Source organism: Alishewanella agri BL06 (assembly GCF_000272005.1).
GTDB lineage: Bacteria > Pseudomonadota > Gammaproteobacteria > Enterobacterales > Alteromonadaceae > Alishewanella > Alishewanella agri.
Genome location: NZ_AKKU01000012.1, coordinates 28,901 through 54,947, shown reverse-complemented (window position 1 = coordinate 54,947; position 26,047 = coordinate 28,901). Strand labels below are relative to the sequence as shown.

The 26,047-nt window shown below is 51.4% G+C and carries 22 protein-coding genes and 1 other RNA gene; 16 read left to right on the top strand and 7 right to left on the bottom strand.

The annotated features are described in order from the left end of the window. The first annotated feature begins 2 nt into the window (after positions 1–2). From AGRI_RS06910 to tilS, 13 genes are all read left to right on the top strand, one after another. A complete protein-coding gene (locus tag AGRI_RS06910; protein WP_008984260.1) occupies positions 3–869 on the top strand; it encodes a phosphatidate cytidylyltransferase in 867 nt (288 codons plus the stop codon). After that, entirely contained in the window at positions 866–2,056 is a 1,191-nt protein-coding gene (ispC, locus tag AGRI_RS06905; protein WP_008984259.1) for a 1-deoxy-D-xylulose-5-phosphate reductoisomerase, read from the top strand. Before AGRI_RS06910 ends, ispC begins: the two co-directional genes overlap by 4 nt. Further along, positions 2,056–3,411, top strand: coding sequence for a sigma E protease regulator RseP (rseP, locus tag AGRI_RS06900; protein ID WP_008984258.1), 1,356 nt, complete (start codon positions 2,056–2,058; stop codon positions 3,409–3,411). The genes ispC and rseP overlap by 1 nt, the downstream gene beginning before the upstream one ends. Positions 3,412–3,437: 26 nt before the next feature. After that, entirely contained in the window at positions 3,438–5,927 is a 2,490-nt protein-coding gene (gene bamA / locus AGRI_RS06895) for an outer membrane protein assembly factor BamA (protein WP_008984257.1), read from the top strand. Positions 5,928–5,945: 18 nt separating this feature from the next. Continuing rightward, positions 5,946–6,464: an OmpH/Skp family outer membrane protein gene (locus tag AGRI_RS06890; RefSeq protein WP_008984256.1), complete on the top strand. Its 519-nt coding sequence runs from the start codon at positions 5,946–5,948 to the stop codon at positions 6,462–6,464. Between the two features lie 4 nt (positions 6,465–6,468). Continuing rightward, positions 6,469–7,524 (top strand): UDP-3-O-(3-hydroxymyristoyl)glucosamine N-acyltransferase, encoded by a 1,056-nt coding sequence (gene lpxD, locus AGRI_RS06885; RefSeq protein ID WP_008984255.1) that lies wholly within the window; start codon positions 6,469–6,471, stop codon positions 7,522–7,524. A gap of 2 nt (positions 7,525–7,526) precedes the next feature. After that, positions 7,527–7,979: a 3-hydroxyacyl-ACP dehydratase FabZ gene (gene fabZ / locus AGRI_RS06880; protein ID WP_008951400.1), complete on the top strand. Its 453-nt coding sequence runs from the start codon at positions 7,527–7,529 to the stop codon at positions 7,977–7,979. A 1-nt stretch (position 7,980) separates the two neighbouring features. Next, entirely contained in the window at positions 7,981–8,751 is a 771-nt protein-coding gene (lpxA, locus tag AGRI_RS06875) for an acyl-ACP--UDP-N-acetylglucosamine O-acyltransferase (RefSeq protein WP_008984254.1), read from the top strand. 144 nt (positions 8,752–8,895) lie between these two features. Then, positions 8,896–10,047 carry a lipid-A-disaccharide synthase gene (gene lpxB, locus AGRI_RS06870; RefSeq protein ID WP_008984253.1) on the top strand — a complete coding sequence of 384 codons (1,152 nt, stop codon included), beginning with the start codon at positions 8,896–8,898 and terminating at the stop codon, positions 10,045–10,047. Beyond that, positions 10,044–10,646, top strand: a complete 603-nt coding sequence (gene rnhB / locus AGRI_RS06865; protein ID WP_008984252.1) for a ribonuclease HII — start codon at positions 10,044–10,046, stop codon at positions 10,644–10,646. Before lpxB ends, rnhB begins: the two co-directional genes overlap by 4 nt. Continuing rightward, the gene (gene dnaE / locus AGRI_RS06860; RefSeq protein ID WP_008984251.1) at positions 10,646–14,146 is read left to right on the top strand and encodes a DNA polymerase III subunit alpha; all 3,501 of its coding nucleotides are present in this window, start codon (positions 10,646–10,648) and stop codon (positions 14,144–14,146) included. Before rnhB ends, dnaE begins: the two co-directional genes overlap by 1 nt. An 18-nt stretch (positions 14,147–14,164) precedes the next feature. Next, positions 14,165–15,121, top strand: a complete 957-nt coding sequence (gene accA, locus AGRI_RS06855; protein WP_008984250.1) for an acetyl-CoA carboxylase carboxyl transferase subunit alpha — start codon at positions 14,165–14,167, stop codon at positions 15,119–15,121. A 10-nt stretch (positions 15,122–15,131) separates the two neighbouring features. Then, positions 15,132–16,535 (top strand): tRNA lysidine(34) synthetase TilS, encoded by a 1,404-nt coding sequence (gene tilS / locus AGRI_RS06850; protein WP_237713038.1) that lies wholly within the window; start codon positions 15,132–15,134, stop codon positions 16,533–16,535. Here the strand turns inward: tilS and AGRI_RS06845 are convergent. Together AGRI_RS06845 and AGRI_RS06840 are read right to left on the bottom strand one after the other, a co-directional pair. Then, entirely contained in the window at positions 16,462–17,418 is a 957-nt protein-coding gene (locus tag AGRI_RS06845) for a GGDEF domain-containing protein (RefSeq protein WP_008984248.1), read from the bottom strand. The two genes, tilS and AGRI_RS06845, sit on opposite strands and share 74 nt — an antisense overlap. A 111-nt stretch (positions 17,419–17,529) precedes the next feature. Beyond that, entirely contained in the window at positions 17,530–18,690 is a 1,161-nt protein-coding gene (locus AGRI_RS06840) for a patatin-like phospholipase family protein (RefSeq protein WP_008984247.1), read from the bottom strand. A gap of 147 nt (positions 18,691–18,837) precedes the next feature. On the opposite strand from AGRI_RS06840, the gene AGRI_RS06835 reads away from it, so the two are divergent. Then, positions 18,838–19,689 carry a DUF3014 domain-containing protein gene (locus AGRI_RS06835; protein ID WP_008984246.1) on the top strand — a complete coding sequence of 284 codons (852 nt, stop codon included), beginning with the start codon at positions 18,838–18,840 and terminating at the stop codon, positions 19,687–19,689. Positions 19,690–19,824: 135 nt separating this feature from the next. After that, positions 19,825–19,921: signal recognition particle sRNA small type (gene ffs / locus AGRI_RS16355), an RNA gene on the top strand. A gap of 48 nt (positions 19,922–19,969) precedes the next feature. Here ffs and AGRI_RS06830 read toward each other — a convergent pair. Beyond that, a complete protein-coding gene (locus AGRI_RS06830; protein ID WP_008984245.1) occupies positions 19,970–20,230 on the bottom strand; it encodes a late competence development ComFB family protein in 261 nt (86 codons plus the stop codon). 125 nt (positions 20,231–20,355) lie between these two features. Between AGRI_RS06830 and AGRI_RS06825 the strand changes: the two genes are divergently transcribed. Beyond that, positions 20,356–21,453, top strand: a complete 1,098-nt coding sequence (locus AGRI_RS06825) for a tryptophan 2,3-dioxygenase family protein (protein WP_008984244.1) — start codon at positions 20,356–20,358, stop codon at positions 21,451–21,453. On the opposite strand, the gene AGRI_RS06820 is transcribed toward AGRI_RS06825, so the two are convergent. From AGRI_RS06820 to dinG, 4 genes are read right to left on the bottom strand one after another with little or no spacing between them, the layout of a single operon-like run. Beyond that, positions 21,424–22,362 carry a histone deacetylase family protein gene (locus tag AGRI_RS06820; RefSeq protein WP_008984243.1) on the bottom strand — a complete coding sequence of 313 codons (939 nt, stop codon included), beginning with the start codon at positions 22,360–22,362 and terminating at the stop codon, positions 21,424–21,426. The two genes, AGRI_RS06825 and AGRI_RS06820, sit on opposite strands and share 30 nt — an antisense overlap. Then, positions 22,362–22,928 carry a primosomal replication protein PriC gene (priC, locus tag AGRI_RS06815; RefSeq protein ID WP_008984242.1) on the bottom strand — a complete coding sequence of 189 codons (567 nt, stop codon included), beginning with the start codon at positions 22,926–22,928 and terminating at the stop codon, positions 22,362–22,364. The genes AGRI_RS06820 and priC overlap by 1 nt, the downstream gene beginning before the upstream one ends. After that, positions 22,925–23,713: a sulfite exporter TauE/SafE family protein gene (locus tag AGRI_RS06810; protein WP_008984241.1), complete on the bottom strand. Its 789-nt coding sequence runs from the start codon at positions 23,711–23,713 to the stop codon at positions 22,925–22,927. The genes priC and AGRI_RS06810 overlap by 4 nt, the downstream gene beginning before the upstream one ends. Before the next feature lie 12 nt (positions 23,714–23,725). Then, a complete protein-coding gene (gene dinG / locus AGRI_RS06805) occupies positions 23,726–25,786 on the bottom strand; it encodes an ATP-dependent DNA helicase DinG (RefSeq protein WP_008984240.1) in 2,061 nt (686 codons plus the stop codon). Positions 25,787–26,047: the final 261 nt, after the last annotated feature.

Below are 26,047 nucleotides of genomic sequence, written 5' to 3'. Positions count from 1 at the left end.
TATTGTTTAAGCAACGCGTGATCACTGCTTTAATTCTGGCGCCGCTGGCGCTGGCAGCAGTATTTTATTTGCCCTTATCGGGCTTTGCTGCCGTACTGTCTGCAGCGTTTTTGCTCGGCTCGTGGGAGTGGAGCGGTTTTTGTGGTTTGGCCAATCGTCGTAGCCGGGCCAGCTATGTTGCACTGACCGCGATATTAATGGCGGTATTTTATGCCCTGACAACCTTTGATACTGCCGGCTCCCTGCTGAATAACACCCCTTTACTCAGTATCTTGTTACTGGGCGCTGCCTGGTGGTTGCTCGCTATTGTGCTGGTGCTGAGTTTTCCGGCGAGCCAACATCTGTGGGCCAGTAGCGATTGGCGCCGGGCCCTAATGGGTTGGTGTACTTTATTGCCAGCCTGGGCGGCGTTGATCTTTATCCGCAACATCGGCTACGAACAATCGTCGTTCTATGGTGGCTGGCTGATTTTTGCCTTACTGGGTTTAGTTTGGGCGGCAGATATTGGTGGCTATCTGGTCGGTAAGCCGTTTGGAAAAACCAAATTGCTGCCTAAAGTCAGCCCCGGTAAAACGCTGGAAGGTTTGCTCGGTGGCTTAGGTCTGGTGTTATTAGTGTTGACGGCGTTACTTAGCTGGCAGAGCTGGCCTGGCGTCAGCTGGCACTGGTACCTGGCGGCGATAGCCCTGACTTTGTTATCGGTATTTGGCGATTTAAGTGAGAGTATGTTTAAACGTGTTGCCGGTAAAAAAGACAGCGGCGCGTTTTTACCCGGCCATGGCGGCATTTTAGATCGGATTGACAGCCTGACGGCTACCGCACCTTTGTATGCATTGCTGCTGGCCTTTTTGGGTAAACAGTTTCTATGAAGCAGTTGGTGATTCTGGGGGCGACTGGCTCTATTGGTTGCAGCACCTTGTCGGTTGTCGCACAGCATCCGGATAAATACCAGGTACTGGCGTTAACCGCCGCTACTGCCGTCGATAAACTTTTTGCGCAATGTGTGCAGGTCAGGCCCCGTTATGCGGCGATGCAAGATCCTGCTGCAGCCGCTGAGCTGAAGTTTCGGCTACGGCAGGCTGGTCTGCCAACCGAGGTGTTAGCCGGTGAGCAAGGTCTGATTGAACTGGCTGCCCATCCGGATGCCGATATGGTGATGGCGGCGATTGTCGGCGCCGCAGGTTTACTGCCTACGCTGGCGGCCGTCGAAGCTGGTAAACGCGTGCTTTTGGCTAACAAAGAAGCACTGGTGATGAGCGGCGAGCTGTTTATGCAGAAAGTCGCAGCCCATGGTGCCACCTTATTGCCGATTGATAGTGAACATAACGCCATTTTTCAATGTTTACCGCTGGCGTTACAACAGGCAGCCGGTCGTGGTCGGCTTGCCGAGCATGGCATTAGCCGTTTGCTGCTCACCGGCAGCGGCGGGCCTTTTCTGCATCGACCCTTAGCCGGTTTTGCTGAGGTGACACCGGCCGAAGCTGTCGCACATCCAAACTGGAGTATGGGCCAGAAAATCTCGGTTGATAGCGCCACCATGATGAATAAGGGGCTGGAATTTATCGAAGCGCGCTGGCTGTTTAATTGTTCGCCGGACGATATTCAGGTGGTGATTCACCCACAAAGTATTATTCATTCTATGGTGCAATATAGTGATGGTTCGGTATTGGCTCAGCTTGGTCAACCGGATATGCGCACCCCTATTGCCCATGCTCTGGCGTTCCCGGAGCGGATCAGTAGTCCGGTGCCTCCATTAGATTTCTTTCAGTTGTCAGCCTTCACCTTTAGTAAACCAGAGCCGGCCCGTTATCCCAATCTCTATTTGGCGATAGAGGCCTGTGCCGCCGGCCAGGGCGCGACTACCGCCCTAAATGCGGCTAACGAAGTCGCAGTGGCGGCGTTTTTGCGTGGTGAATTGTCGTTTCCCGGTATTAGTGAACTAAATCAGCGAGCCTTGGCAAAATTTGCTGGCTATGATGCCCGGAGTCTGGATGCTATATTGGCGCTGGATCATCAAAGTCGGGTTTATGCCCAGGCACAGCTAGGAAAAATCTGATGTTAGCCTTGTTATGGAATGTACTGAGTTTTGTCGTTGCACTGGGTATTTTAGTGACCGTGCACGAGTTTGGTCATTTCTGGGTAGCACGTAAAAATGGTGTGCTGGTAAAGCGTTTTTCTATCGGTTTTGGTAAGGCGTTATTTAGTTGGCGCGATCGCCAGGGTACCGAGTTTGTGGTGGCCGCTATCCCGTTGGGTGGTTATGTGCGGATGCTGGATGAGCGAATTGACCCGGTGCTACCACAGTTTCGTGATCTGGCGTTTAATCATAAAAGCGTTTGGCAACGGATGGCGATTATTGCCGCTGGACCCGGCGCCAATTTTATTTTTGCGATTTTATTACTCTGGCTGATGTATCTGGTCGGTGTGCCGGAAGTTAAGCCGGTATTTAGCGGTGCGCAGCCCGCTTCGATAGCCGCTGCGGCCGGCGTGCGCGAGAACGAGCAGTTAAAAGCGATTAATGGCCGCACGGTAAGAGATATCCGTAGTGCAAACTTATTGTTGGTGGAACAGCTCGGCCGGCCACAAATTACGTTGACGGTGCAAGACCGCGACAGTTTAGCCGAACGGCAACGGGTACTGGATACCCGGGATTGGCAATTTAATCCCGATCAGCAGTCGGTATTCTCCAGTTTGGGATTACAACTGCTTGGCCCGAAAGCAACCACGACGCTGGCCCAAATAACGCCAGGCTCAGCGGCGGAAGCGGCAGGTTTGCAAGTGGGTGATACCCTTCTGACGATTAATAGCCAGCCGGTAACTGAGTGGCAGCAGATCGAACAGTGGATCAGAAATCATCCAGAGCAGCCGCTGCAGTTAGAGATTAGCCGGGATGGCCAGACATTACAGCTAGTGGCAACGCCAGCCTTAACCACTGGCGCCGATGGTTTTAGCCAGGGGATGCTTGGCATAGTGCCACAAATTACACCCTGGCCAGATGATCTGATTTATACCCAGCGCTATGGCGTGTTCGCGGCCATTGGTGAGGGCTTTGCCCAAACCTGGCAGTTAACACGTTTGAGCTTTGCGATGGTGGGCAAGCTGTTAACCGGTGATGTCTCGGTGAAACATTTAAGCGGGCCAATTTCAATCGCTCAGGGGGCTGGTAGCACGGCCAGTATGGGGTTAATCGCCTTTCTGTCCTTTATGGCACTGATCAGTGTCAATCTGGCGGTGATCAATTTATTGCCGCTGCCTATTTTGGATGGCGGCCATTTAATGTATCTTGTGGTGGAACTAATACGCGGTAAACCTGTCTCTGAGAGAGCGCAGGAAATAGGTTTTCGCTTCGGTGCTTTAGTCCTGCTGATGTTAATGGGAATTGCGCTGCTCAACGATATTTCTCGTTTGTAATAAACTAATCATAAGTAGTTCAAATAATGACAATTAAGCGATTAGTAGCTGCGATCTTGCTTGCTACAGGCAGTCACTCAGTGTTTGCTGAAGAATCTTTTATCGTACAGGACATTCAGGTAGAAGGTCTGCAACGGGTGGCGTTAGGCGCGGCCCTGAATAATCTGCCGTTTAATGTTGGCGATACGGTGACCGACTACACCTTGTCGCGCAGTATCCGTACGCTATATGGCGCTGGCCATTTTGATGATATCCGGGTGTTCCGTGATGGCAATACCGTTATTTACCGGCTGCGTGAGCGGCCAACCATCAATAATATCGAGTTTGATGGCAACAAGGATATTAAAGAAGAGCAACTGTCGGAAAGTCTGGCCGGTAACCGCATTGTCGTGGGTGAGCCGCTGGACAAGACGATTCTGAAAAATATTGAAAATGGTCTGACAGAATTTTACCACGGCGTGGGTAAATATCAGGCCAAGGTTGAGGTTAAGGTCACGTACCTGCCACGTAACCGCGTCAATCTGAAGTTTGAATTTGAAGAGGGTGATCCGGCTTCGGTGCGCCAGATTAACATTGTTGGCAACACCTTGTTTAGTAATGATGAATTACTCAGTGTGGTGGAGTCGAAGCAGGATATGCCGTGGTGGCGGTTCTGGACCTCGGATCGTTATCAGAAGCAAACCTTGCAGGGGGACATCGAAAAGATTAATAGTTACTACCTGGATCGTGGTTATTTACGTTTTAATGTCGATTCTTCACAGGTAGCGGTGAGCCCGGATAAAACCTCGGTTTACGTCACCTTAAATGTGACCGAAGGCGAACAATACAAAATCAGTGATATTAACTTCGTTGGTGATTTAATTGGTCAGGAAGAAATCATTCGTTCTATTCTGCCGTTGGAAAAAGGCCAGTTATATAATGGCGCTTTAGTCACCTTTACTGAAGAAAATATTGCCCGCTTACTGGCGCGTTTTGGTTATGCCAACTCGAAAGTCCGCACCATTCCTAACATTAACGATGATACTAAAGAAGTGGCACTGACCATCAGCGTTGATCCGGGTAAGCGCGTATACGTGCGACGGATTGACGTGAAAGGGAATGCCAACACCCGGGATGAAGTCATTCGCCGCGAATTACGGCAGATGGAAGGGGCCTGGTTATCCAATGATGCGTTGGAGTTGTCGAAAGAGCGGATCCAACGTCTGATGTATATCGAAAAAGTCGAGTTTGATACTGCGCCGGTGCCTGGTGTTGATGACTTGGTTGATGTTGGTTTTACTATTAAAGAGCAGCCATCGGGTAGTTTTAATGCCGGCGTCTCTTATGGCAGTTTCCAGGGCTTGTCGTTCCAGATTGGTGTTGAACAAAATAACTTCCTGGGTTCAGGTAACGCCGCAGGCATTAGTTTAAATACTAACAAGTACCAGAAAGGTGTTAGTCTGACTTACACCGACCCGTATTTTACGCTCGACGGTGTCAGCCTGGGCGGTCAGCTGTTCTATTCTGATCTCGATTACAGCCGTGCCTCGTCTAACCTGGAAGCCTACAACCAGAAACGTTATGGCGTGGGTGGCAGCATTGGTTATCCGATTAACGAATATAACCGTCTGAATTTTGGTGGTAACGTCTCGGTGAACAAGATCAATTCGATTAATGAATATGATCAATTGCGGCATTTCCGCGCAGTGCTGTTAGATGCCCGCAATCCGGATGGTGGCTACAACTTTACTAACTATGAGTTAAGTGCCGGTTGGATGCACAGTACGTTAAACCGTGGTTTATTCCCGACTGCAGGTCGGATGTTTAGTCTGACGTTGCGTGCGACCACCCCTAACTCCGACTTGCAATACTTCAAAACGCAGTTTGAAGCGCAGCAATATATTCCGCTAAGTCGCGATCATCAATGGTCATTCCGCAGCAAGCTGGAACTGGGCTATGGTAATGGTTATGGTGACAAAGATGGCTATGACTATACCTTACCGTTCACCGAGAATTTCTACGGTGGTGGCCAGAACTTACGTGGCTTTGAAAACCGGATTATCGGCCCGCACGCCATTTTCCGCGGCGCTAATGTGGTACCAGGGGTGCCGGATCCTATCGGTGGTAACAGTTCTTTCCCAAGTGACCCTGTAAATGACAACTATAATGTGTCTACACGGTCAATTGGTGGTAATGCGATGGCGATGCTAACGCTGGAGTTGATAACACCAACACCGTTCCTGAAAGATGAAAACCGCAACTCAGTACGTACCAGTTTATTTATTGACGCCGGTAACGTTTGGGACACAGAATTTGATATTAATCGCTATGCCAATTTGGTACAGTTGCGGCAAGACAACCGTGAGCCGCTGCTGGTCGATTACTCTGATCCTGGATTGATCCGCGCCTCAGCTGGTGTGTCGGTGCAATGGATTTCGCCAATGGGCCCTCTCACCTTCAGCCTGGCGAAAATCATTAAAAAATACGAAGGCGATTTACAAGAAAACTTTAGCTTCAATATTGGTACAACCTTCTAAAACATGATAGGAATTAAGATGTTTAAAAGTAATTTAATTAAGTCTGCTGTTTTTGTCGTCGCCACCATGCTGTGTGCCGGTAGCCTGCAGGCCAGAGAAGTTAAAATCGGTTTCGTAGATGTGCAGGCCGTCGCCGCCAGCATCCCGCAATCACAGCAGGTGCAGGAAATCATCCGCACTGAGTTTGCTGCGAAAATCGAAGAAGTTAGCAAGCTGGAAAAAGACATTAGCTTTAACATCGAAAAACTGCGTCGCGATGGCCCAACCATGAGTGAAAAGCAGCAACAGGAATTAACGGCTTCAGTAAACAAACAACGTGAACAGTATGAGAATCTGGCGCGTCCGTTAGATGAGCAGATCCGTCAACGCCAGGCCGAAGAACGTAACCGTATTCTGGGTATGATCAAAGCCGCTATCGATGTGGTGGCTGAACGCGAAAAGTTTGATGTGGTATTAAATGCCAATGCTGCGGTTTATGCCAAACCAGAATTCGACCTGTCTGAGAAAGTGATTCAGCAGGTAAGCAAGGCGAACTAATCTCGTGATTCTGTTATCTGTCTTAGCTGAAAAGCTTAACGCAGAGCTTATTGGAGACGCCGCTTGCGGCGTTTCTGCTGTTGCGTCCCTAGAAAATGCTGGCGCTGGCCAGTTAAGTTTTTTATCCAATAGTAAATACCGGCCCTATCTGGCACAAAGCACGGCGAGTGCGGTACTGGTTAAAGCCGATGATGTGCCCTTTGTGGCGCCGGGCGTTAATGTGCTGGTGGTAGCCGACCCCTATGTCGCCTTCGCCAAGGCCGCACAACTACTGGATACCACACCGGCCAGTGCTCAGCCCGGTATTCACCCTAGCGCAGTAATAGATCCCAGCGCCAGTATTGCCGCTGATGCAGCCATCGGCGCTAAAGCGGTGATCTCAGCTAATGCTGTTATTGCGGCTGGCGCGCAAATTGGTGCCGGTTGCTTTATCGGTGAAGGTGCGGTAGTTGGTGCCAATACTAAAATTTGGGCCAATGTCAGTATTTACCATCGGGTGAGTATTGGTCAGCGTTGTGTGATTCAAAGCGGTGCGGTAATCGGTGCTGACGGCTTTGGTTTTGCTAATGAACGTGGCCGTTGGTTAAAGATCCCGCAGACCGGTTCAGTTCGCATCGGCGATGATTGTGAAATCGGTGCCAACACCTGTATTGATCGCGGTGCTATTGAAGATACGGTAATTGGCAATAATGTGATTATCGATAACCTGTGCCAAATTGCTCATAACGTGAAGATTGGTGATTACACGGCTATGGCTGGTTGTACCACTATCGCCGGCAGTACTACCATCGGCCGTTACTGTATAATAGGCGGCGCTGCAGTGATCAATGGCCATATTGAGATCTGCGATGGCGCTCAGATCTCCGGCATGGCGATGCTAATGAAACCGGTGACGGAAAAAGGCGTCTATACTTCAGGTTTACCGGCCACGACCAATGCCGAATGGCGTCGCAATACGGCGAAATTACGGCAGATTGATCAGCTGTATCAGCGGGTAAAACAACTAGAAAAACAATTAGCTGGCAGTAGTGACAACGCTACCGCAGCCACAGAGGATTAATTTTGGCTAATCAACTTAATAGCCTGGATATTCAGGAAATTATGGCATTATTGCCGCATCGTTATCCGTTTTTATTAATCGATAAAGTGCTGGATTATACGCCGGGCGAGAGTCTGACCGCGGTGAAAAATGTCACCATGAATGAGCCGGTATTTACCGGTCATTTCCCGGGGATGCCGATTTTCCCGGGTGTGCTGATCCTGGAAGCTCTGGCGCAAGCTACCGGTATCCTCGGTTTTAAAACCGTCACAGAGCGTAGCGAAAACGAGCTGTATTTGTTTGCAGCCATTGACGAAGCGCGCTTTAAAAAACCGGTAGTACCAGGTGATACCATGATCCTGGAAGTGAAGTTCCTGAAGGAGCGGCGGAACATGTGGAAATTCTATGGCGAAGCCAAGGTCGACGGCCAGGTAGTGTGCTGCGCTGAACTGATGTGTGCCAGAAGAGAGATGTAACGTGATCCATCCTACCGCGGTAATTGAAGCAAGCGCTAAACTTGGTCAGAATGTAAAGATCGGGCCCTTTTGTTATGTCGGCCATGATGTCGAACTGGGTGATGACTGTGTATTAGAGTCGCATGTCGCCATCAAAGGGCCGTCAAAGATTGGTAAAGGTAATCACTTTTATCAATTTGCCAGTATTGGTGAAGCCTGTCAGGACAAAAAATATAAGGGCGAGCCAACCGAGTTACTAATCGGCGACTACAACGTATTCCGTGAGGGCTGCTCGGTGCACCGCGGTACCATTCAGGATAAAGGCCAGACCATCATCGGTAGCCATAACCTGTTTATGAATACCACCCATGTTGCGCATGACTGTGTGATTGGCAGCCATGTTATTTTTGCCAGTGGCGCGCAGGCGGCCGGCCATGTGCATATTGGTGATTGGGCGATCTTAGGCGGTATGACTGGCGTGCATCAGTTTGTGCATATTGGCGCCCACAGTTTTTGCGGTGGTGGCTCTATAGTATTAAAAGATGTGCCGCCTTATCTGATGGTGCATGGTTCGCCCTGCGTACCGGCCGGTATGAATACCGAAGGCTTGAAGCGCCGTGGTTTTAGCGCTGAAGTATTGCTAGAACTGCGCCGGGCTTATAAAGAAGTCTATCGTAAGGGCCAAACAGTACCTGAAGCTTTAGCGGCCCTGGCCGACAAGGCGGCAGAGGTGCCCGAGCTAAAAGTTTTTACTGATTTTATCGCCAATGCCAGCCGTGGTATTGTGCGTTAAGCTTGGTTGTGATGCAGAAAGCGCGCTTTGATGGCGCGTTTTTTATTTGAAGGTTTAACTCGCCGTCACGAGCCGTTAAGATAGCAAACCTTTCTAAGAATAATAACGTGACGCTTAGCACAGAACTCAGGAAAAGACCGCCGGATGATGGTTCAACAGACACCCCCGTTAAAAATTGCGCTGATCGCCGGTGAACATTCCGGTGATATTCTTGGTGCCGATCTGATTACAGCGCTGAAGCAACGTTACCCGGATGCGGAGTTTTTTGGTATTGGCGGCCCGCGGATGCAGGCACTCGGCTTTCGGGCCTTGTTTGAAATGGAAGAGTTGGCGGTGATGGGGTTGGTCGAAGTATTGGGCCGGCTCAGACGCTTACTGCAAATTAAGAAAGACATCACAGCCGCTATTCTGGCTGAGCAACCCGCAGTATTTATTGGTATCGATGCACCGGACTTTAATCTGCCGGTAGAGTTGGCATTAAAGCAGCAAGGCATTAAAACCGTGCATTATGTCAGCCCCTCGGTCTGGGCCTGGCGCCATAAACGGATTTTTAAAATTGCCAAAGCCACCAATATGGTGTTATCGCTGTTACCCTTTGAAAAAGCCTTTTACGACCGCTATCAGGTGCCTTGTACCTTTGTCGGCCATACCCTTGCTGACAGCATGCCGCTCACGGTAGATAAAACCGCGGCCAAAGCCGAATTAGGACTCGATCCGTTAAGGCCAGTGCTGGCGATTATGCCAGGCAGCCGGACTAATGAAATCAAACTGCTGGCGCCGGATTTTCTCAAGGCCGCGGCTTTACTGCAGCAACAAAATCCACAGTTACAGCTGGTGACCAATATGGTCACCACCGAAAAAGCGGCGCTTTGGCAAAGTATTAAAACTCAGGTGGCGCCCGAGCTTAAGATCAGTGAATTTACCGGCCAGGCGCGGCAGGTATTACTGGCCGCAGACAGCACCTTTATTGCTTCCGGCACCGCGACTTTAGAAGCCATGTTAGCAAAATGCGCGATGGTCGTAGGCTACCGCACCAACTGGCTAACCTATCAGATCGCCAAGCGACTGGTGAAACTGCAGCATGTCAGCCTGCCAAATTTACTGGCTGGACGTGAGTTGGTGACTGAACTGCTACAGGATGCCTTAACGGTACCGGCCTTGCTGCAGGCGATGCAACCGCTGGTCGCGGGTGCACCAGAGGCATTGCTGGCCGAATATCAGAGCTTACATCAGGTATTGCGGCAGAATGCCAGTCAGGTTGCCGCCGCAACTATCGCTGAGGTGATGGCGCCATGAGTTATCAACGTCCTGACGTTAAGTTAATCGCCGGTGTCGATGAAGTCGGGCGCGGCCCTCTGATTGGTGCTGTGGTAACGGCAGCAGTTATTTTGGATCCGGCGCAGCCGATCCTGGGGTTAACTGACTCAAAAAAACTGACCGAGAAAAAGCGTCAGCTGCTCGCTGAAGAAATTAAAGCCAAGGCGCTGTGCTGGGCGCTGGGTCGCGCCGAGCCGGCGGAAATTGACCAGCTAAATATCCTGCATGCCACCATGTTGGCAATGCAGCGCGCAGTGGCCGCTTTGGCGATCCAGCCACAGTGGGTGCTGATTGATGGTAACCGTTGTCCGGCGCTTGCGATGCCGGCCAGTGCGGTGGTCAAAGGTGATAGCCTGGTAGCGGAAATCAGTGCCGCCTCGATTCTGGCCAAGGTAGCGCGCGATCAGGAAATGGCCGACTTGGATCAGCTGTATCCACAGTTTGGTTTTGCCGCCCATAAAGGTTACCCGACCGCAGCACACCTGCAAGCCATTAGCGAACACGGCATTTTGCCGGCGCACCGGCGTAGCTTTAAACCGGTGCGGCTGATCGCCGAGCAGCTGGAGGCCAGTCGCTGATGAGTGAACCGCGTTTTATCCATTTACGGGTGCACAGCGACTTTTCGATGGTCGATGGCCTGGCCAAAACGAAACCTATTATCAAAGCGGCGGCAGCGCAGGGGATGCCTGCTCTGGCACTAACCGATCAGATGAACTTCTGCGGTCTGGTACGTTTTTACAGTACCGCGCATGAAGCGGGCATCAAACCGATTATTGGCGTCGATTGCTGGGTGCTACATCCGCTGTTCCCGGGTGAAAGCAGCCGGTTGCTGCTATTAGCAGCGGACAATGCTGGTTATCAGAATTTAACCCAGCTGATATCTAAAGCCTATTTGCGTGGCCATGTCGATGGCAAGCCACAGCTGGAGCATGACTGGCTGGCCGAGCACAGTAGCGGCATTATTGTATTATCCGGTGGCAAAGACGGTCCGCTGGGCAAAGCCTTACTAAAAGAAAATCCGCACAGCGTCAGAGCGCTGGTGGATTTTTATCAGCAGCATTTTCCTGAGCGGTTCTATCTGGAGCTGGTACGCACTAATCGTCCGGATGAAGAGCGGTATTTACAAAAAGCAGTGCTACTGTCTGAAGCGGAGCAGTTGCCAGTGGTGGCGACCAATGAGGTGGTGTTTTTAAAGCCGGAAGACTTTGCCGCCCACGAGATCCGGGTTGCCATTCATGATGGCTTTACGCTGGATGATAAACGCCGGCCAAAAAATTACTCCGCAGAGCAATATCTGCGTAGCAGCGAGGAGATGGCCGAGCTGTTTGCCGATCTGCCGGAAGCGCTGGAAAACAGCGTCGAAATTGCCAAACGCTGTAATGTCACCATCCGGCTCGGGGAATACTTCCTGCCGGCCTTTCCGACCGGCGGCTTGTCGGATGCCGATTATCTGGTACTGAAATCACGTGAGGGGCTGGAGCAGCGCTTATTACAGCTGTTCCCGGATGAGCAGGTCAGGGCGACGCGGCGCGGCGAATACGACGAGCGGCTACAGATTGAACTCGATGTGATTAACCAGATGGGCTTTCCCGGCTACTTCCTGGTGGTAATGGAGTTTATTCAGTGGAGTAAGGATAACGATATTCCGGTTGGCCCGGGGCGGGGTTCCGGCGCCGGCTCGCTGGTAGCTTATGCGCTAAAAATTACCGATCTGGATCCGCTTGAGTTTGACCTGCTTTTCGAACGTTTTCTTAATCCTGAGCGGGTATCGATGCCGGACTTCGACGTCGACTTCTGTATGGATCGCCGCGATGAGGTGATCGATCACGTCGCAGAGCTGTATGGCCGCGAAGCGGTATCACAGATTATTACTTTCGGTACGATGGCCGCCAAGGCGGTGATCCGCGATGTTGGCCGGGTACTGGGCCATCCTTATGGCTTTGTCGATCGCATTTCGAAACTGATCCCACCAACGCCCGGCATGACGTTGGAGCAAGCTTTTAAAGAAGAACCACGCCTGCCCGAGCTGTATGACTCGGATGAAGAAGTCCGTGATCTGATTGATATGGCGCGCCGGCTGGAAGGCGTAACCCGTAATGCCGGTAAGCATGCTGGTGGTGTGGTGATAGCCCCGACCAAGATTACTGATTTCTCGCCGCTGTATTGCGACGAGCATGGCCAGAACCCGGTTACCCAGTTTGATAAAAACGATGTCGAATATGCCGGCCTGGTAAAATTCGACTTCCTCGGTCTGCGCACTCTGACCATTTTGCAGTGGGCGGTGAATATGGCCAATGCCCGGCTGCGGCAAGAAGGCAAGCCGCTGGTCGATATTAACAGCATTCCACTGCAGGATAGCAAAAGCTATCAGATGCTGATGCGGGCCGATACCACAGCCGTATTTCAGCTGGAATCGCGTGGCATGAAGGACCTGATCCGCCGCCTGCAGCCGGACTGCTTCGAAGATATGATTGCATTGGTGGCATTATTCCGGCCGGGGCCGCTGCAGTCGGGCATGGTAGATAACTTTATCGACCGTAAACGCGGCCGAGAAGAAATCTCCTATCCGGATGCGACCTGGCAGCATGAGTCGTTAAAACCGATTCTGGAGCCGACCTACGGTATTATCCTGTATCAGGAACAGGTCATGCAGATCGCCCAGGTCTTGTCGGGCTATTCGCTTGGCGGTGCGGACTTATTACGCCGTGCCATGGGTAAGAAAAAGCCGGAAGAAATGGCCAAGCAGCGCGATACCTTCCGCGACGGGGCGGTACAAAACGGTATTGATCCCGAGCTGGCGATGAAAATCTTCGATTTGGTAGAGAAGTTCGCTGGTTATGGCTTTAACAAGTCACACTCGGCCGCTTACGCGCTGGTCTCCTACCAAACGCTGTGGATGAAGGCGCATTATCCGGCCGAGTTTATGGCGGCGGTGATGTCGGCTGATATGGACAATACCGACAAGATCGTGACGCTGGTGGATGAGTGTGAGCGGATGCAGCTGACATTGATCCCGCCGGATGTCAATACCGGCCAGTACAAGTTTACCGTTAACGAGCAGGGACATATTGTTTACGGTATCGGCGCCATTAAAGGCGTCGGTGAAGGCCCGATTGAAGCCATTATTGAAGCGCGTAATCAGCACGGCAGCTTTAGCGACCTGTTTGATTTCTGCGCCAAGGTCGATTTAAAGCGGCTGAACAAAAGGGTGATGGAAAAGCTGATCCTGTCCGGCGCCATGGACCGCCTCGGTCCGCCACTGGCTAAAGGTCAGCATGCCGGTCCGCAGCGGGCTATTTTGATGGCCAATCTGGAAGAGGCGATGCGGGCGGCGGAGCAACATGCCAAGGCGCAGGCGGTGGGGCAGGATGATCTCTTTGGCTTGCTGGCACCGGCAGAGGATACCCAGAGCAGTAGCTACAAGCTGGTACCGCTGTGGCCGGATGAAATTTGGCTGGATGGTGAGCGCGAGACACTGGGCTTATATTTAACCGGCCATCCGATCAATCGCTATCGCGACGAGCTCAAGCATTATGTGAACTGCCGGCTGGTTGAACTTCAGCCTACCAAGAAAGATCAAAGTATTCAGGTTGCTGGCCTCGTCGTGTCGGTGCGGGTAATGATTAACAAAAAAGGCCGGCGCTGGGCCATTGTGACACTGGATGATAAGTCAGCCCGGCTGGATGTACGTTTTTTCCCGGAACAGCTGGAAAGCTTTGAACATCTGTTGCAAAAAGACCAGATCTTAGTGGTAACCGGACAGGTCAGCTTTGATGATTTTAATGGTGGCCTTACAATGTCCGGCCGCGATGTCAGCGAAATTACCGCTATGCGCGAAAAATCGCTGAAATCTCTGAATATCACTGTACAATCGCAGCAGATAGACCAGAATTATCTGCAAAAGTTACAAGACGCGCTGGCGGAGTATCGTGCCGGTACAGTACCGGTTTATCTTTGGTACCAGCGTGAGGAAGGGCAGGTTAGACTGCAGTTAGGGACAGCCTGGTGGGTGACGCCCGCCGACGCCTTGTTGCATCAGCTTAAGCAGCTGGCGACAATAGAATTGGAATTTAACTAATTTAGGTAGTGATAGTCGATGATGCTGAATTATTTAGAGTTTGAGCAACCGATTGCCGAACTGGAAGCAAAAATAGACGAATTACGCAATGTCAGTCGCAATGGCGATTATGATCTTGGGTTAGAAGAAGAGATTAACAAACTAAAAGAAAAAAGCCTGACACTAACCAAAAAAATCTTCGCTGAGTTAGGGGCCTGGCAAATTGCCCAGTTGGCACGCCATCCGCGCCGCCCTTATACCTTTGATTATATCGAGCATATGTTCAATGATTTTGATGAACTGTGCGGTGACCGCGCTTTTGCTAACGACAATGCCATTGTCGGTGGTACTGCCCGCTTAGGCGAGCAGGCAGTGATGGTGATTGGCCATCAGAAAGGCCGCGATACCAAAGAGAAGATCCGCCGTAATTTCGGCATGCCCCGCCCTGAAGGTTACCGTAAAGCCTTACGCTTAATGGAAATGGCTGAGCGCTTTAAGTTGCCGATTATCACCTTTATCGATACCCCGGGTGCTTATCCGGGCATTGGTGCTGAAGAGCGCGGTCAATCCGAAGCCATCGCCCGTAACCTGAAAGTGATGGCTGGCCTGAAAGTGCCGGTGATCTGTACTGTGGTCGGCGAGGGTGGTTCAGGTGGCGCCTTGGCCATCGGCGTTGGTGATAAAGTGAATATGCTGCAGTACAGCACCTATTCAGTGATTTCACCGGAAGGCTGTGCTTCCATCCTGTGGAAGAGTGCGGAGAAAGCCCCTCTGGCTGCCGATGCGATGGGTATTACCGCCGGTCGCTTAAAAGAACTGAAGCTGATTGATGAAGTGATTACCGAGCCACTGGGTGGCGCCCACCGCTCGCCGGAGCAAATGGCGGCGACGTTGAAAACGGCGTTGTTGCGTGATCTGGAAAAGCTGCAAAAGCTCAGTACACAAGAGTTGCTGGACAAACGTTACCAGCGGTTGATGTCGTACGGTTATTGCTAAGGCCAGTCCCTTGTCTGAAGCTTCAGACACAGCCGGATCACTGCCAGCAGCAGTGATTGCGGCGCAATCTGAACTGCAACAGGCGTTGCAACAACTGCTGCAGCGCCTGGCACCTCAACAGCTAACACTGGCTTACAGTGGCGGTCTTGACTCCCAACTGTTATTACACTTGCTGGCACCGCTTTGCCAGGCTGCCGCTATGCCGTTGACCGCTGTGCATGTCCACCATGGTTTAAGTGCGAATGCCGATCACTGGGCGGCTTTTTGTCAGCAGCAATGCCAGCAATTAGGGGTCGCGTTTCGGTTACATCGGGTTAAGCTGGCTGGCCGTGCCGATTTGGAGCAACAAGCCCGTGACGCCCGCTACCAGGTGCTCGCCACCTATATGCAGCAGCCGGGAACTGCACTGTTAACCGCTCATCATGCCAATGATCAGCTAGAGACCCTACTGCTGGCGCTTAAACGCGGCGCTGGCTTAGCCGGCTTGGCCGCTATGGCGCCCAGTCGCGTTTTTGCAAAAGGGCAGCTGCTGCGGCCCTGGCTGAATTTTCCTCGTCAGCAGCTATTAGCGGTTGCTACAGCACTGCAATTACGCTGGGTCGAAGATGAGAGCAATAGTAACCCGGATTTTGACCGTAATTTTTTGCGGTTGCAGGTGGTGCCGGCGTTGACTGAGCGCTGGCCTGCGCTGCCCCGAACTGCTGCCCGCAGCTGCGAACATTTACAACAGGCGCTGCAGCTGGCCGATTATTACACCGGTATTGCTCTGGCCAGCTGTCTGCAGGCTGATTATCTGGATTTGCAGCAATTAGCATTGCTGCCTGAATTACAGCAAGATTTGGTGTTACGTAAATGGTTGGCTGGCGTTGGCCTTAATCCATCGAGCCAGTGGCTGGTTACGCTGAAACAGCAGGTCATTGCCGCTAAAGATGATGCGCAGCCGCTGTTAATTCTGGGGCAGTGGCAGGTACGGCGCTTTTTACAGCGTTTATACCTAACCGGAGTGACATCGGCGCCGGAGTTTCTAAACTGGCAGACGCAGCTGCAGTTAGCGCAGCCGCTGGTATTGCCTGTCGGTTGTGGTCAGTTAGTCTGGCAGCAACAACCTGGTAACGGCGCCTTACCGGTAACAGGCAAAGCCTGGCAGCTGGTGTTTGGGCAGTTGAGTTTACCGTTTAAGCCGCTGGGGCAACGCACTAAACCATTGAAGCAGTGGTTTAAATTATGGCAGGTCCCGCCATGGCAACGCGGACGGATCCCATTATTGCTGGCCGAAGGTAAGGTACAGCTGGTGGCTGGCTATGCCAGTGCAGTAGCGGCAACCGCAGCCAGCGGCTGGCTTAGTTGGCAGCAGCCAGACTGGCAAGTGGAGCCTTCAGCGAACGTGCCGGACGAGGAATGCCAGCAAAACTAATGGTGCCGCCGCCAACCTTACCTTTGCCGCTGGTTTTCGCCTGATATAGTGCCTCATCAGCCAGATGGAACAGATCGCGGGCTTGTTGCTCCGGCCCTAACCAGGCTAAACCAATACTGCAACCCACCTGATGTAACTTTAACAGCGGATGTTTACTAATGTGCTGCTGTAAGCGGGCGGCGATTAACTCGGCATGCTCAGCGTCTTGGTCCTGCAGCAAGACCGCAAACTCATCACCGCCAAACCGGAACAGGCTGTCAGTTGCTCTGAGTGTCTCACGCATACAATCGGCCACCGCCAGTAATACCTGATCACCGGTGCTATGACCTGCCAGATCATTAACTTGTTTAAAGTTATCTAAATCCAGCAGCAGTAGGGCAAAGGGTTGCTGATGACGCTTGGCCAGTTGAATCGCTTTGGCAAAGCTATCGTCAAAAAAACGACGGTTTCCCAGAGTCGTTAAAGGATCTTTTAACGCCATCTGTTGTAAACGGTTCACTAATAAGGCATTACGCAGTGCGTACAGCCATTCCGACTCCAGTAGCAATAATTGACGTTGGATTAGGGCACTAAAACTAAAGTTACTTTGATATTTCAGTTGTCCCAATAACTGCTGCTCCAAGACTAACTCGCTTTGATAGTCATGGCGGCCTGGCTTTGAGCCTGCAGCCTGAAAGTTACCCTGAGCAGTTTGTAGTTGCACTGCCGTCATTGGCAGCACCCGGCTGACATGCATGGCGAAGATATCCAGCTGTTGTTGTATATCCAGCGTCGTTTGTAACTGGCTGATTAGGCTGATCTCCTGACCATCGGTCAGCTCCTGCCAGCTGGAATCCGTGCTTAACTCAGCACTAAAGTTGTTTTTTGCGGTTTCTTGCCACATGCCAATAACACTCCAAAAAATCTGCTGAATGTTATTAAGCAAATATTGTGCCTTAAATTTATCTTATTGTTATGAAACAAGTATTATCTCGATTTGTTAGTAAAGCCAAGATTATGACACAGGGTCAGCCGTTTCGGCGGCAAGAAATTGCATGATCTGTTGCTGTTGGCGCATGCCATCCTGATAGCCCAGCTCAATTAAGCGGCGGGTATAGAGTTGTTCAAATAACAAGTAACTCACCATACTCGAGTCTGAGTGCTGACGGATGCCAAAGCTGCGTAACAGTGTCCGCACTGCCAGCGGCAAACATAAAAAATATTCGCTGGCTAACTGGTTAAAATTCTGGCTGGGATTAAGCAGTAAACTTTGCACCGGCTTGAGTTCAGTTTTTATTTTATGCTGCTGTAGTAGTTCGACGGTTTTATTAATCCGCTGCATCCGTTCAATATCGGAATTTAAGGTATCAGTGAACACCGTATCCATCAGGTGGCCAGCGATGGTTGCCAGATCAGGGTGATGTAACAGCCGTTGGCTTGGCTCATTTGGCCGCGGATCGTCAACGCCAATAATCAGAATTTTATCTGCGCCAAGGTGGATAGGGGCGCTCAGCGGGGCCAGCTGATTTACCGAGCCATCACCAAAATATTGCTGATGAATCCGTACTGATGGAAAAATCAACGGGATGGCCGCTGATGCCATCAGATGATGAATGCCCAGCAAAGTACGCTGACCACAGCGTTTAGCCCGGCGCCACTCACTGGCATTGTCGGATTGAAAAAACGTCACCGAGTCACCGTTGTTATAACAAGAGGCGGTAACGGCAAAGCTTGATAGGTAGCCACGCATAATATTGCGGTCGATGCGTTGTAAATCCAGAATGCGGGTCAGTAACTGTTTTAGCGGCCGGTTGTCCAGCAGACTGACCGGCCTTTTGTTGGCATAGTCAGCCTGAAAGGCGCTGTAAAAATTGCGAAACTGGTGCTGTATCAGGTGCAGATAATCGGCGTGATAGACCTGTTGGGTACGAAAATTGCGCCAGACCGACTCAATTTTTTTTACGCCGAGATGAAAACAGGAGGCATAGCAAGCCAGACCCGCGCCGTTCAGGGCGCCGGCTGAGGTGCCACAAATAATCTGAAACGGTAACGGGCTGCTGCGCGGATAGGCACTGGCTATCGCTTTTAATACTCCCACCTGATAAGCAGCACGGGCCCCGCCCCCGGTTAATAACAGGGCGATTTTGCTGCCCGATTTAGCGGGTAAATTTGGCATAAGACCCCGAAATGCAATAATCCACTGAACTTTTTCCCTGTCAGATGCTCTTCGATTAATATAGAGGTAATATATCGCTGATTTGGCAACAGATTGCAATTGTCTTAGCAGTGTTCAAACCATAATTGATCATCTCAGGTAGGCCTTATGTCTCAACAAGCGAGTGCACAATCTTATTATTATGCCGGCTTAGCCGCGGTGGTACTGGTGATTATTGCCGCCGGTTGGTTGTTATTCCGGGATACCGAACAGGTTACTGAGCCTGCGCCCTTACCACCGGTAGTTGAACCTGCTACACCGCAGCAGCCGTTAGAAGCGGAGCCCTTGCCTGAACCAGCAGTGACTGAGCCGGCGCCGGTTGCTGAACCTGAGGAGGAAGCTGCTACGCCGGTTGAACCGGAAGTGGTGGTGCCGTTACCGGCTTTGGATGAATCAGACACTGAATTAGCAGAGGCGCTACTGGCATTAAACTGGAAGGCGGGTTTGGCCGCTTTGTTTAACCGCGAAGAGATGATTCGTAATCTGGTGGTCACTGTCGATAATATTGCGCAGGGACAATTAGTGGCCGGTCATCCGGTGCTGGCAAAACCAGCTGATGGTTATCGCGTGCAGCCCGTGGCTGAAGGACGTTACCTGACAGCAGCAGATAACAGCAGTCGCTATGAGCCTTATTTACAGCTACTGGAGAGTGTGCCGCCGCGGCAAGTGCTGGCGTTAAAACGGCGCTATCAACCATTGCTGGATCAAGCCTTTGCTGAGCTGGGATACCCGGATTTGACCTTTGATCAACGCTTGCGCCAGGCGATTGCCGTGTTACTCAGCACACCGCAGGTGCCGGCCGGAGCAGAACTTAGCCGGCCATCGGTGATGTATACCTATGCCGATCCTAAGCTGGAGCAATTACCTGAAGCCCAGAAGCAGGTGTTGCGTTTATCGGCCGAGCAGCAGCAACGCTTCAAAGCATTGCTAACAACTTATCAGCAGGCGTTAGGTAATTAATCCGGCCTGGCCGTCGCTGCTTTTCTGAGCAAGGCTTTCAGGTAACAGTTAACAGCGCTTGCATTGCCAGGGGCATTTGCGGATAATGCGCGCCTGTGTTGGCAAAGCCTTTGTTAATACAGTCAATGGTAGCTCCATTGGTCCTCTCGCAATACTAGTAGGCGAACCTGGTCAGGTCCGGAAGGAAGCAGCCATAGTTTATGATGTATGTGCCGGGATGTGGCTGGTGGGGCTGCCACCCAAATCTGCTAGCCCCCCGATTGCTGAAAGTTAATGTGATTTACGGCTGATGATCCAGAAACTCTCTGGCCCGCTTTACTGCTTCTTTAACCCGCATCGTCATTTCAAAGCGCTCGCTTTGCGGCATGTAGAACGCCATGTCAACTTCAAACCGGATATAACGTGGCGGTAGTAAATTCAGTGAAATACAGCACAGATCGGCCAGGTATTCCGCATCGTTGTTTTTATCCAGCTCCAGCTCAACAATATGGTCCAGTACCAGTTTTTCATAATAATTATGAATATCATCATCAAGTTTCATTCATTCTCTCCTGCCGGGATCTCGCCTAAGCATAATCAGCTTACTGCTAAAACGCCACAGAAAGATTGTGTTAGGTCAGCGCCTTGCTACAATGCCGCGGTCAAGGTCATCAGGTCATCATAAAAATGCAAAAGAATACTACCCCCTGCTATTACGGCGATTATTTGCAACTGGACAAAATTTTAACCGCTCAGGCGCCGGAAAGTGCCCGCTATGCCAAAGAGGCGCATGATGAAACGCTATTTATTATTGTACATCAGGTCTATGAGCTGTGGTTTAAACAAATTTTGCACGAACTAAAAGCGGTGATGGCGGTGTTTGCCGAGGCGGAAGTTAAAGATCAGCAGCTAACGGGCATAGTGCATAAGCTGAAACGGATTATCAGTATTCAACAGCTGTTAAACCAGCAAATTGCAGTGCTGGAAACCATGACGCCACAAGACTTTATGGCGTTTCGCGATTATCTGGTCCCGGCCTCTGGTTTTCAGAGTATTCAATTCAAAATGTTGGAAATTGGCTTGGGTTTGAAAAGCGAATTTCGGATCGACTTTGATAAAAACTCCTTCTATAGCCGTCTAAAACAGGCTGACAGGGAGTTTTTGCAGCAACTGGAACAGGCGCCCAGCTTATTTGAGCGGATCGAAAAATGGCTGGAGCGTATGCCGTTTCTGGAGTTTGCCGGCTTTAGTTTCTGGCAAATGTATCAGCAGGCGACCGAACAGATGCTGCAACAGGATCAGGCCATTGTCGAGCAGATTGAGCAAATTGCCGAGCAGGAACGGGCCTTGCAACTGGCTGAAATCGGCCGGACCCGCGATAAATTTGCCGCCTTGCTGGATAAAGAAAAATATCAGACCTTACAGCAGCAGGGGAGTTTTCGGCTGAGTCAAAAGGCAATGCTGTCGGCCCTGTTTATTAATTTGTACCAGGAAGAGCCGGTATTTAACCTGCCGTTTCAGCTGTTAACCTGTTTAACGGAAATTGATGAGCAGTTGACGATCTGGCGTTATAAACATGCGATGATGGTACAGCGGATGCTGGGCAGTAAGATTGGTACCGGTGGCTCTTCTGGTCATGACTATTTAAAGCGTACTACCGAAAAAAACCGCATCTTTACCGATCTCTTTACCATGGCGACATTTTTATTGCCCAAGGCTGCCTTACCGGAGCTACCGCCAACGGTGAAACAGCAATTAGGTTTCTATTTCGCGCCACAGCCCTGAACCCTGTTGGGCGAAAGCAGCTTTAAACAGCTGCAGATGGACGGCGGTAAGGGCATTGAGATCGCGCTGATAACCGCCGCCAATCACCGCGGCGACCGGAATGCCGGCGTCGCGACAGCGCTGCAGCACCAGTGTGTCTCTGGCTAATACCCCGGCGGTGCTGATTTGCAGCAAGCCTAAATCATCCTGTTGGTGGATATCCACACCGGCATCATAGATCACCAGTTCTGGCTGATACCAACGCAACAGATTATCCAGGCTCTGGCTCACGGCTTCCAGATAGCTGGCATCAGTGCAATCCTTGTCCAAGCCGATATCCCAGTCGGAACGTTGCTTGCGTGCGGGAAAGTTTTTTTCACAGTGGATTGATGCAGTAATAATACCGCTATTAGCTGTAAACAGCGCCGCAGTCCCATCCCCCTGATGCACGTCCAAATCAAAGATTAACACCGGGCCAACCCCCTGTTGCTGCATACTGAGCGCGGCGAAGGCCAAATCATTAAATAGGCAAAAACCGCTGCCCTCTGCATAAAAGGCATGGTGATAACCACCACTTAAGTGCAGTGCCAGTCCATGTTGCAAGGCTTGCTCTGCACAGAGCAGGGTGCCACCGAGCGAGGTTAACGAACGCTTGATAAGTTGCTCTGACCAGGGAAAACCAATACGTCGCATCGCTTTACTATCTAAGGTGCCCTGACATAGCGCCTCGACATAGGCAGGGTCGTGTAGGGTGGACAATGCCGCAGCGGTTACTGGCGCAGGTTGTAAGAAACCGGATTCCGGTACGCCCAAAGCGAGCAGCTGCTGATACAAGCTGCGATATTTACCAATCGGATAGCGATGATTTGCCGGTAAGGCCAGTTCACTGTAACAGGGATGGTAAATCAGCGGCGTTAAGGACCGGGCCATCAGGCTCTCCCGCTTTCCAGACGTTGAATTTGCTGCTCCACTTCATCAATGGCACGACGACAGCGACCAAGACGAGCATGCAAAGCCAGACGCCGGGCGGTGCCTTCAGCAGTTTGGTCGCGCTCGGCCAGCTGCAGCATATCCTTGAGCCGGCTTTCAAACTGCTGATATTCGGAAAGTTGCTGATAAAGCTGCTGACTGGATGCGCTCAATTGCTGCACCACGGCCTTAGTACGTTGCTGTGGTCGGCCACTGTGTTTTTGCCGGGTGCTACTATTGACGAAGGCACGCAGCAGGGCGTCAATTTGTTGCTGCAGGCGCTCGGTCAAGCGCTGTTGAGCTGCGGCAGATAATTGCGATCCCTGTGCACGCAGATGTGCCAGATGGCGCTGACTTTGCGCGACATAATCAGCCAGATAAGGGGAGTGGACACTAAAGAGTGACGAATCAAACCAATGTTGTGGTTTGCCGGGCTGCAACTGCCGGTCTAACTCACTGGCTTGGTGCCAGAGTTGTTGTAGCTGCTGCTCTAAACGCTGCAGCTGTGCAGCAGAGAGTTGACTCATCCGCCGTTGCTCCAGGCTTGCCAGGCTAAGCGGGCGGCAATGGCAATGACCACACAAATAAATACCGGCCGGATAAATTTACTGCCAAAACGGATTGCCGAATGTGCGCCCAGATAAGCACCTAACATTAAACACAGTCCCATGGCGATGCCTAGCGTAAAATGGACATGGCCTAAGACAATAAACGCCGCCAGTGAAAAACCATTGCTAACAAAATTCATGGTGCGGGCGACACCACTGGTCAGCAATAAATTGATCTTATAGAGCGCCATAGTGGAGACCATCCAGAAAGCGCCGGTACCTGGCCCGGCAACACCGTCATAAAAGCCCAGCGTTAAGCCTTGCACACGTTGTTGCCAGTAGACTTTACGACCTGGCGTTGGCAACGTCAGTCGATCGTCCGGTTGCATCCGGTTAAACAAGGTGTAAATGGCCGCGAAGAGAATCAGCAGTGGTAATAGTTTATCCAGTAGCTCGGTGCTGAGCTGATCCACTACCAGCGTACCCAACAGCGCGCCAATGGCGGTAAATAACAAACTATTACGCCAGTATACCGGGTTAAATAACTTCTTCCGGTAATAGGTAACCGAGGCCGTGAGTGAACCAAAGGTCGCCGCCAGTTTATTGGTACCCAGTACCACATGCGGCGGCAAACCGGCGGTCAGTAACGCCGGTACGGTTAATAAGCCGCCCCCACCAGCAATGGCATCAATGTAGCCGGCGATAAAAGCCACGCTGCATAACAGTAGTAACAGCTCAAGTGTCAGGTTCAGATCCGGGATCAAGGGCAGGTCCTGTCAATATTCAATAATTCGGCGAAATGGCGGCAGGGTATCCAGCATGGCTTTACCATAGCTTTTACTGACCAGCCGCCGATCAAGGATCACGATCCGGCCCCGGTCCTGCTCTTGCCGCAGCAGTCTACCACAAGCTTGCACCAGTTTCTTGGCGGTAGCAGGTAAACTCAATTGCACAAAAGCATTGCCCCCTCTGGCACTGATAGCCTCGCTTTGCGCCGCTTCCAGTGGCGAGGTAGGCACCGCAAAGGGTAACTTAGTGATAATCAGATTAGTTAATAAGTCACCGGGTAAGTCCAGGCCTTCTGAGAAACTCTGGGTGCCAAATAAAATGCTGGCGCCGCCGCCCTGCACCCGGCTTTTATGCAGGTCCAGTAGTGCCTGGCGTGACGCTTCGCCCTGCACCAATAATGAAAAACCCTGTTGTCTTAGCGCGGCAGCCACCTCCTGCATTTGCCAGTAAGAGGCAAACAGCACCAGGCTACCTTTTTTGGCATCCAGATAGCGGGGTAGTAATCTAATGAGTTCCTGGCTAAAGTCTGCAGCGGTCGGCTCGCAGCGGGTGGTCGGTAAAATCATCTCTGCCTGCTCAGCATAAGCAAAGGGAGAATCGACCTGCAGGCATTGTAGCGCAGCAAAATCCAGCAATCCCAGTTCACGTTTCGCATGCTCAAAACTATTCAGTAGCCGCAGTGTCGCTGAACAGAGCACTGCGGCAAAGGCGGGTTGAAATAGTAACTGGCTTAGTTTGTGGCTAACACTTAATGGGCTGGCGTGCAAATAAAGCGGGCTTTGCGCCGTCTCGCGGCTCAGCCAACGCGCCTGATTCGCGATGTCTTTTTGTGGCTGTGCGTAAAGTTGCCACAGCTGTTGTTGGTGCTCCAGACGTTGGCGCAGTAGGGCTAAATCGCCAATTAACTGCGGCTGGCTGCGCAGCCGTTTCGGTTGTTCGGTGAGTTGTTGCTGCAGCTCAGTTAGCAGCCGGTCGCAACAGTTCAGGGCTTTGCAACTGCTCTCTGCCAGTGGCTCTGCCTGCTGTTGCCATAATTTGGGTAGGGCTGCATGCACAAAGCGGTATTCGGTTTGCGATGCCTGTGAAAACCATTGTGGTAAATAATCACGTAAGCTGCGTTCCAGTGGTTTTAGCGTGGCCGCAAAGTCGCTGAGTAGGTCGTCAAGTTTAAGTAAATCTTTCAGGCTACGCTCCGGCAGCAAGCCCTGTAACAGTTGTAATTGCTTGCGTGCCTTTTCGAGCCAGACGTTTTGCTCAGTTAACTGCGCGCTGGCGCTGAGCAGCTCCCGGCCGCAGTCTGCCAGATGATGCGCTTCGTCAATCACATAGATGCACTCATCTGGCGCCGGCAATACCGAATTACCGGCCAGTAAATCGGATAATAACAAGCTGTGGTTAACCACCAGCACCTGCGAGTCGGCAATTTCCGCCCGGGCCAGATGAAACGGGCAACCCAGATGCTGACGATGTTGTTTATGGCAGATATGCGCATCGGCCTGAATTTGTTGCCAGACGGTATCAGGTAATCCTTCAGCCAACGTATCGCGGTCGCCAAGCCAATGTCGCTGTTGCCAGGCGCTTAGCAAGCGCTGTAACAGGCTTTGCGTTGCCTGATTCTGAGATAACTCCGGGCTGGTAAATAATGCGGGTTGCTCGATCAGTTGCTGCAAGCGCCCGATGCAGGCATAGCGCTGGCGCCCCTTTACTAAGGTGTAATCAAAGTGCAGTCCGCTATGCTTGAGGAAGAACGGCAGCTCTTTATTAACCAATTGCTCCTGCAACGCCACGGTGGCGGTGGCGATAACCAGCTTTTTCTTTTGTGCCAACGCGTAGGGCAGAGTACCCAACAGATAGGCCAGTGACTTACCAGTGCCAGTGCCGGCCTCAATGAGTCCCAACCGCTGCTGGCGATGATATTCGCCGGCGACAATTTTACTGATCTCGGCAATCAGTTTGTTCTGTGCCGGTCGCGCGCGGTAGCCGGGCAACTGTTGCTTGAGTTGCTGATGGCACTGCCGGATCTGTTGTTTTAACGGTTCTGAGAGCATGGGGGCTATTGATTATTCAGGTTGCATATCTGTATATTTTTACAGTTTGGCATTCTAGCTGTCTTTTCTGGCGCTGCCTAGCCCGGGGTTGGCATGGTTGGCGCTAAAGCGCCGTAGTCTGGTTTAGAATTGACAAAACTACCTTGAAAAAGACGCTGCGAAGGTGATTTATCGTTATTATTTTGCTGCTGGTCGCGATAAATGCTCAAAATCGGTTGTGTGATAACTGGTAAGAGCAGTATTTTCCGGTAATTTTTTGTT

Coding starts and splice junctions, on each gene's coding strand:
- lpxB (WP_008984253.1), top strand. CDS start 8,896: ATGATGGTTCAACAGACACCCCCGTTAAAAATTGCGCTGATCGCCGGT.
- bamA (WP_008984257.1), top strand. CDS start 3,438: ATGACAATTAAGCGATTAGTAGCTGCGATCTTGCTTGCTACAGGCAGT.
- AGRI_RS06825 (WP_008984244.1), top strand. CDS start 20,356: ATGCAAAAGAATACTACCCCCTGCTATTACGGCGATTATTTGCAACTG.
- AGRI_RS06820 (WP_008984243.1), bottom strand. CDS start 22,362: ATGGCCCGGTCCTTAACGCCGCTGATTTACCATCCCTGTTACAGTGAA.
- AGRI_RS06845 (WP_008984248.1), bottom strand. CDS start 17,418: ATGTGGCAAGAAACCGCAAAAAACAACTTTAGTGCTGAGTTAAGCACG.
- rnhB (WP_008984252.1), top strand. CDS start 10,044: ATGAGTTATCAACGTCCTGACGTTAAGTTAATCGCCGGTGTCGATGAA.
- AGRI_RS06830 (WP_008984245.1), bottom strand. CDS start 20,230: ATGAAACTTGATGATGATATTCATAATTATTATGAAAAACTGGTACTG.
- AGRI_RS06890 (WP_008984256.1), top strand. CDS start 5,946: ATGTTTAAAAGTAATTTAATTAAGTCTGCTGTTTTTGTCGTCGCCACC.
- priC (WP_008984242.1), bottom strand. CDS start 22,928: ATGAGTCAACTCTCTGCTGCACAGCTGCAGCGTTTAGAGCAGCAGCTA.
- rseP (WP_008984258.1), top strand. CDS start 2,056: ATGTTAGCCTTGTTATGGAATGTACTGAGTTTTGTCGTTGCACTGGGT.
- dinG (WP_008984240.1), bottom strand. CDS start 25,786: ATGCTCTCAGAACCGTTAAAACAACAGATCCGGCAGTGCCATCAGCAA.
- ispC (WP_008984259.1), top strand. CDS start 866: ATGAAGCAGTTGGTGATTCTGGGGGCGACTGGCTCTATTGGTTGCAGC.
- dnaE (WP_008984251.1), top strand. CDS start 10,646: ATGAGTGAACCGCGTTTTATCCATTTACGGGTGCACAGCGACTTTTCG.
- accA (WP_008984250.1), top strand. CDS start 14,165: ATGATGCTGAATTATTTAGAGTTTGAGCAACCGATTGCCGAACTGGAA.
- AGRI_RS06835 (WP_008984246.1), top strand. CDS start 18,838: ATGTCTCAACAAGCGAGTGCACAATCTTATTATTATGCCGGCTTAGCC.
- AGRI_RS06840 (WP_008984247.1), bottom strand. CDS start 18,690: ATGCCAAATTTACCCGCTAAATCGGGCAGCAAAATCGCCCTGTTATTA.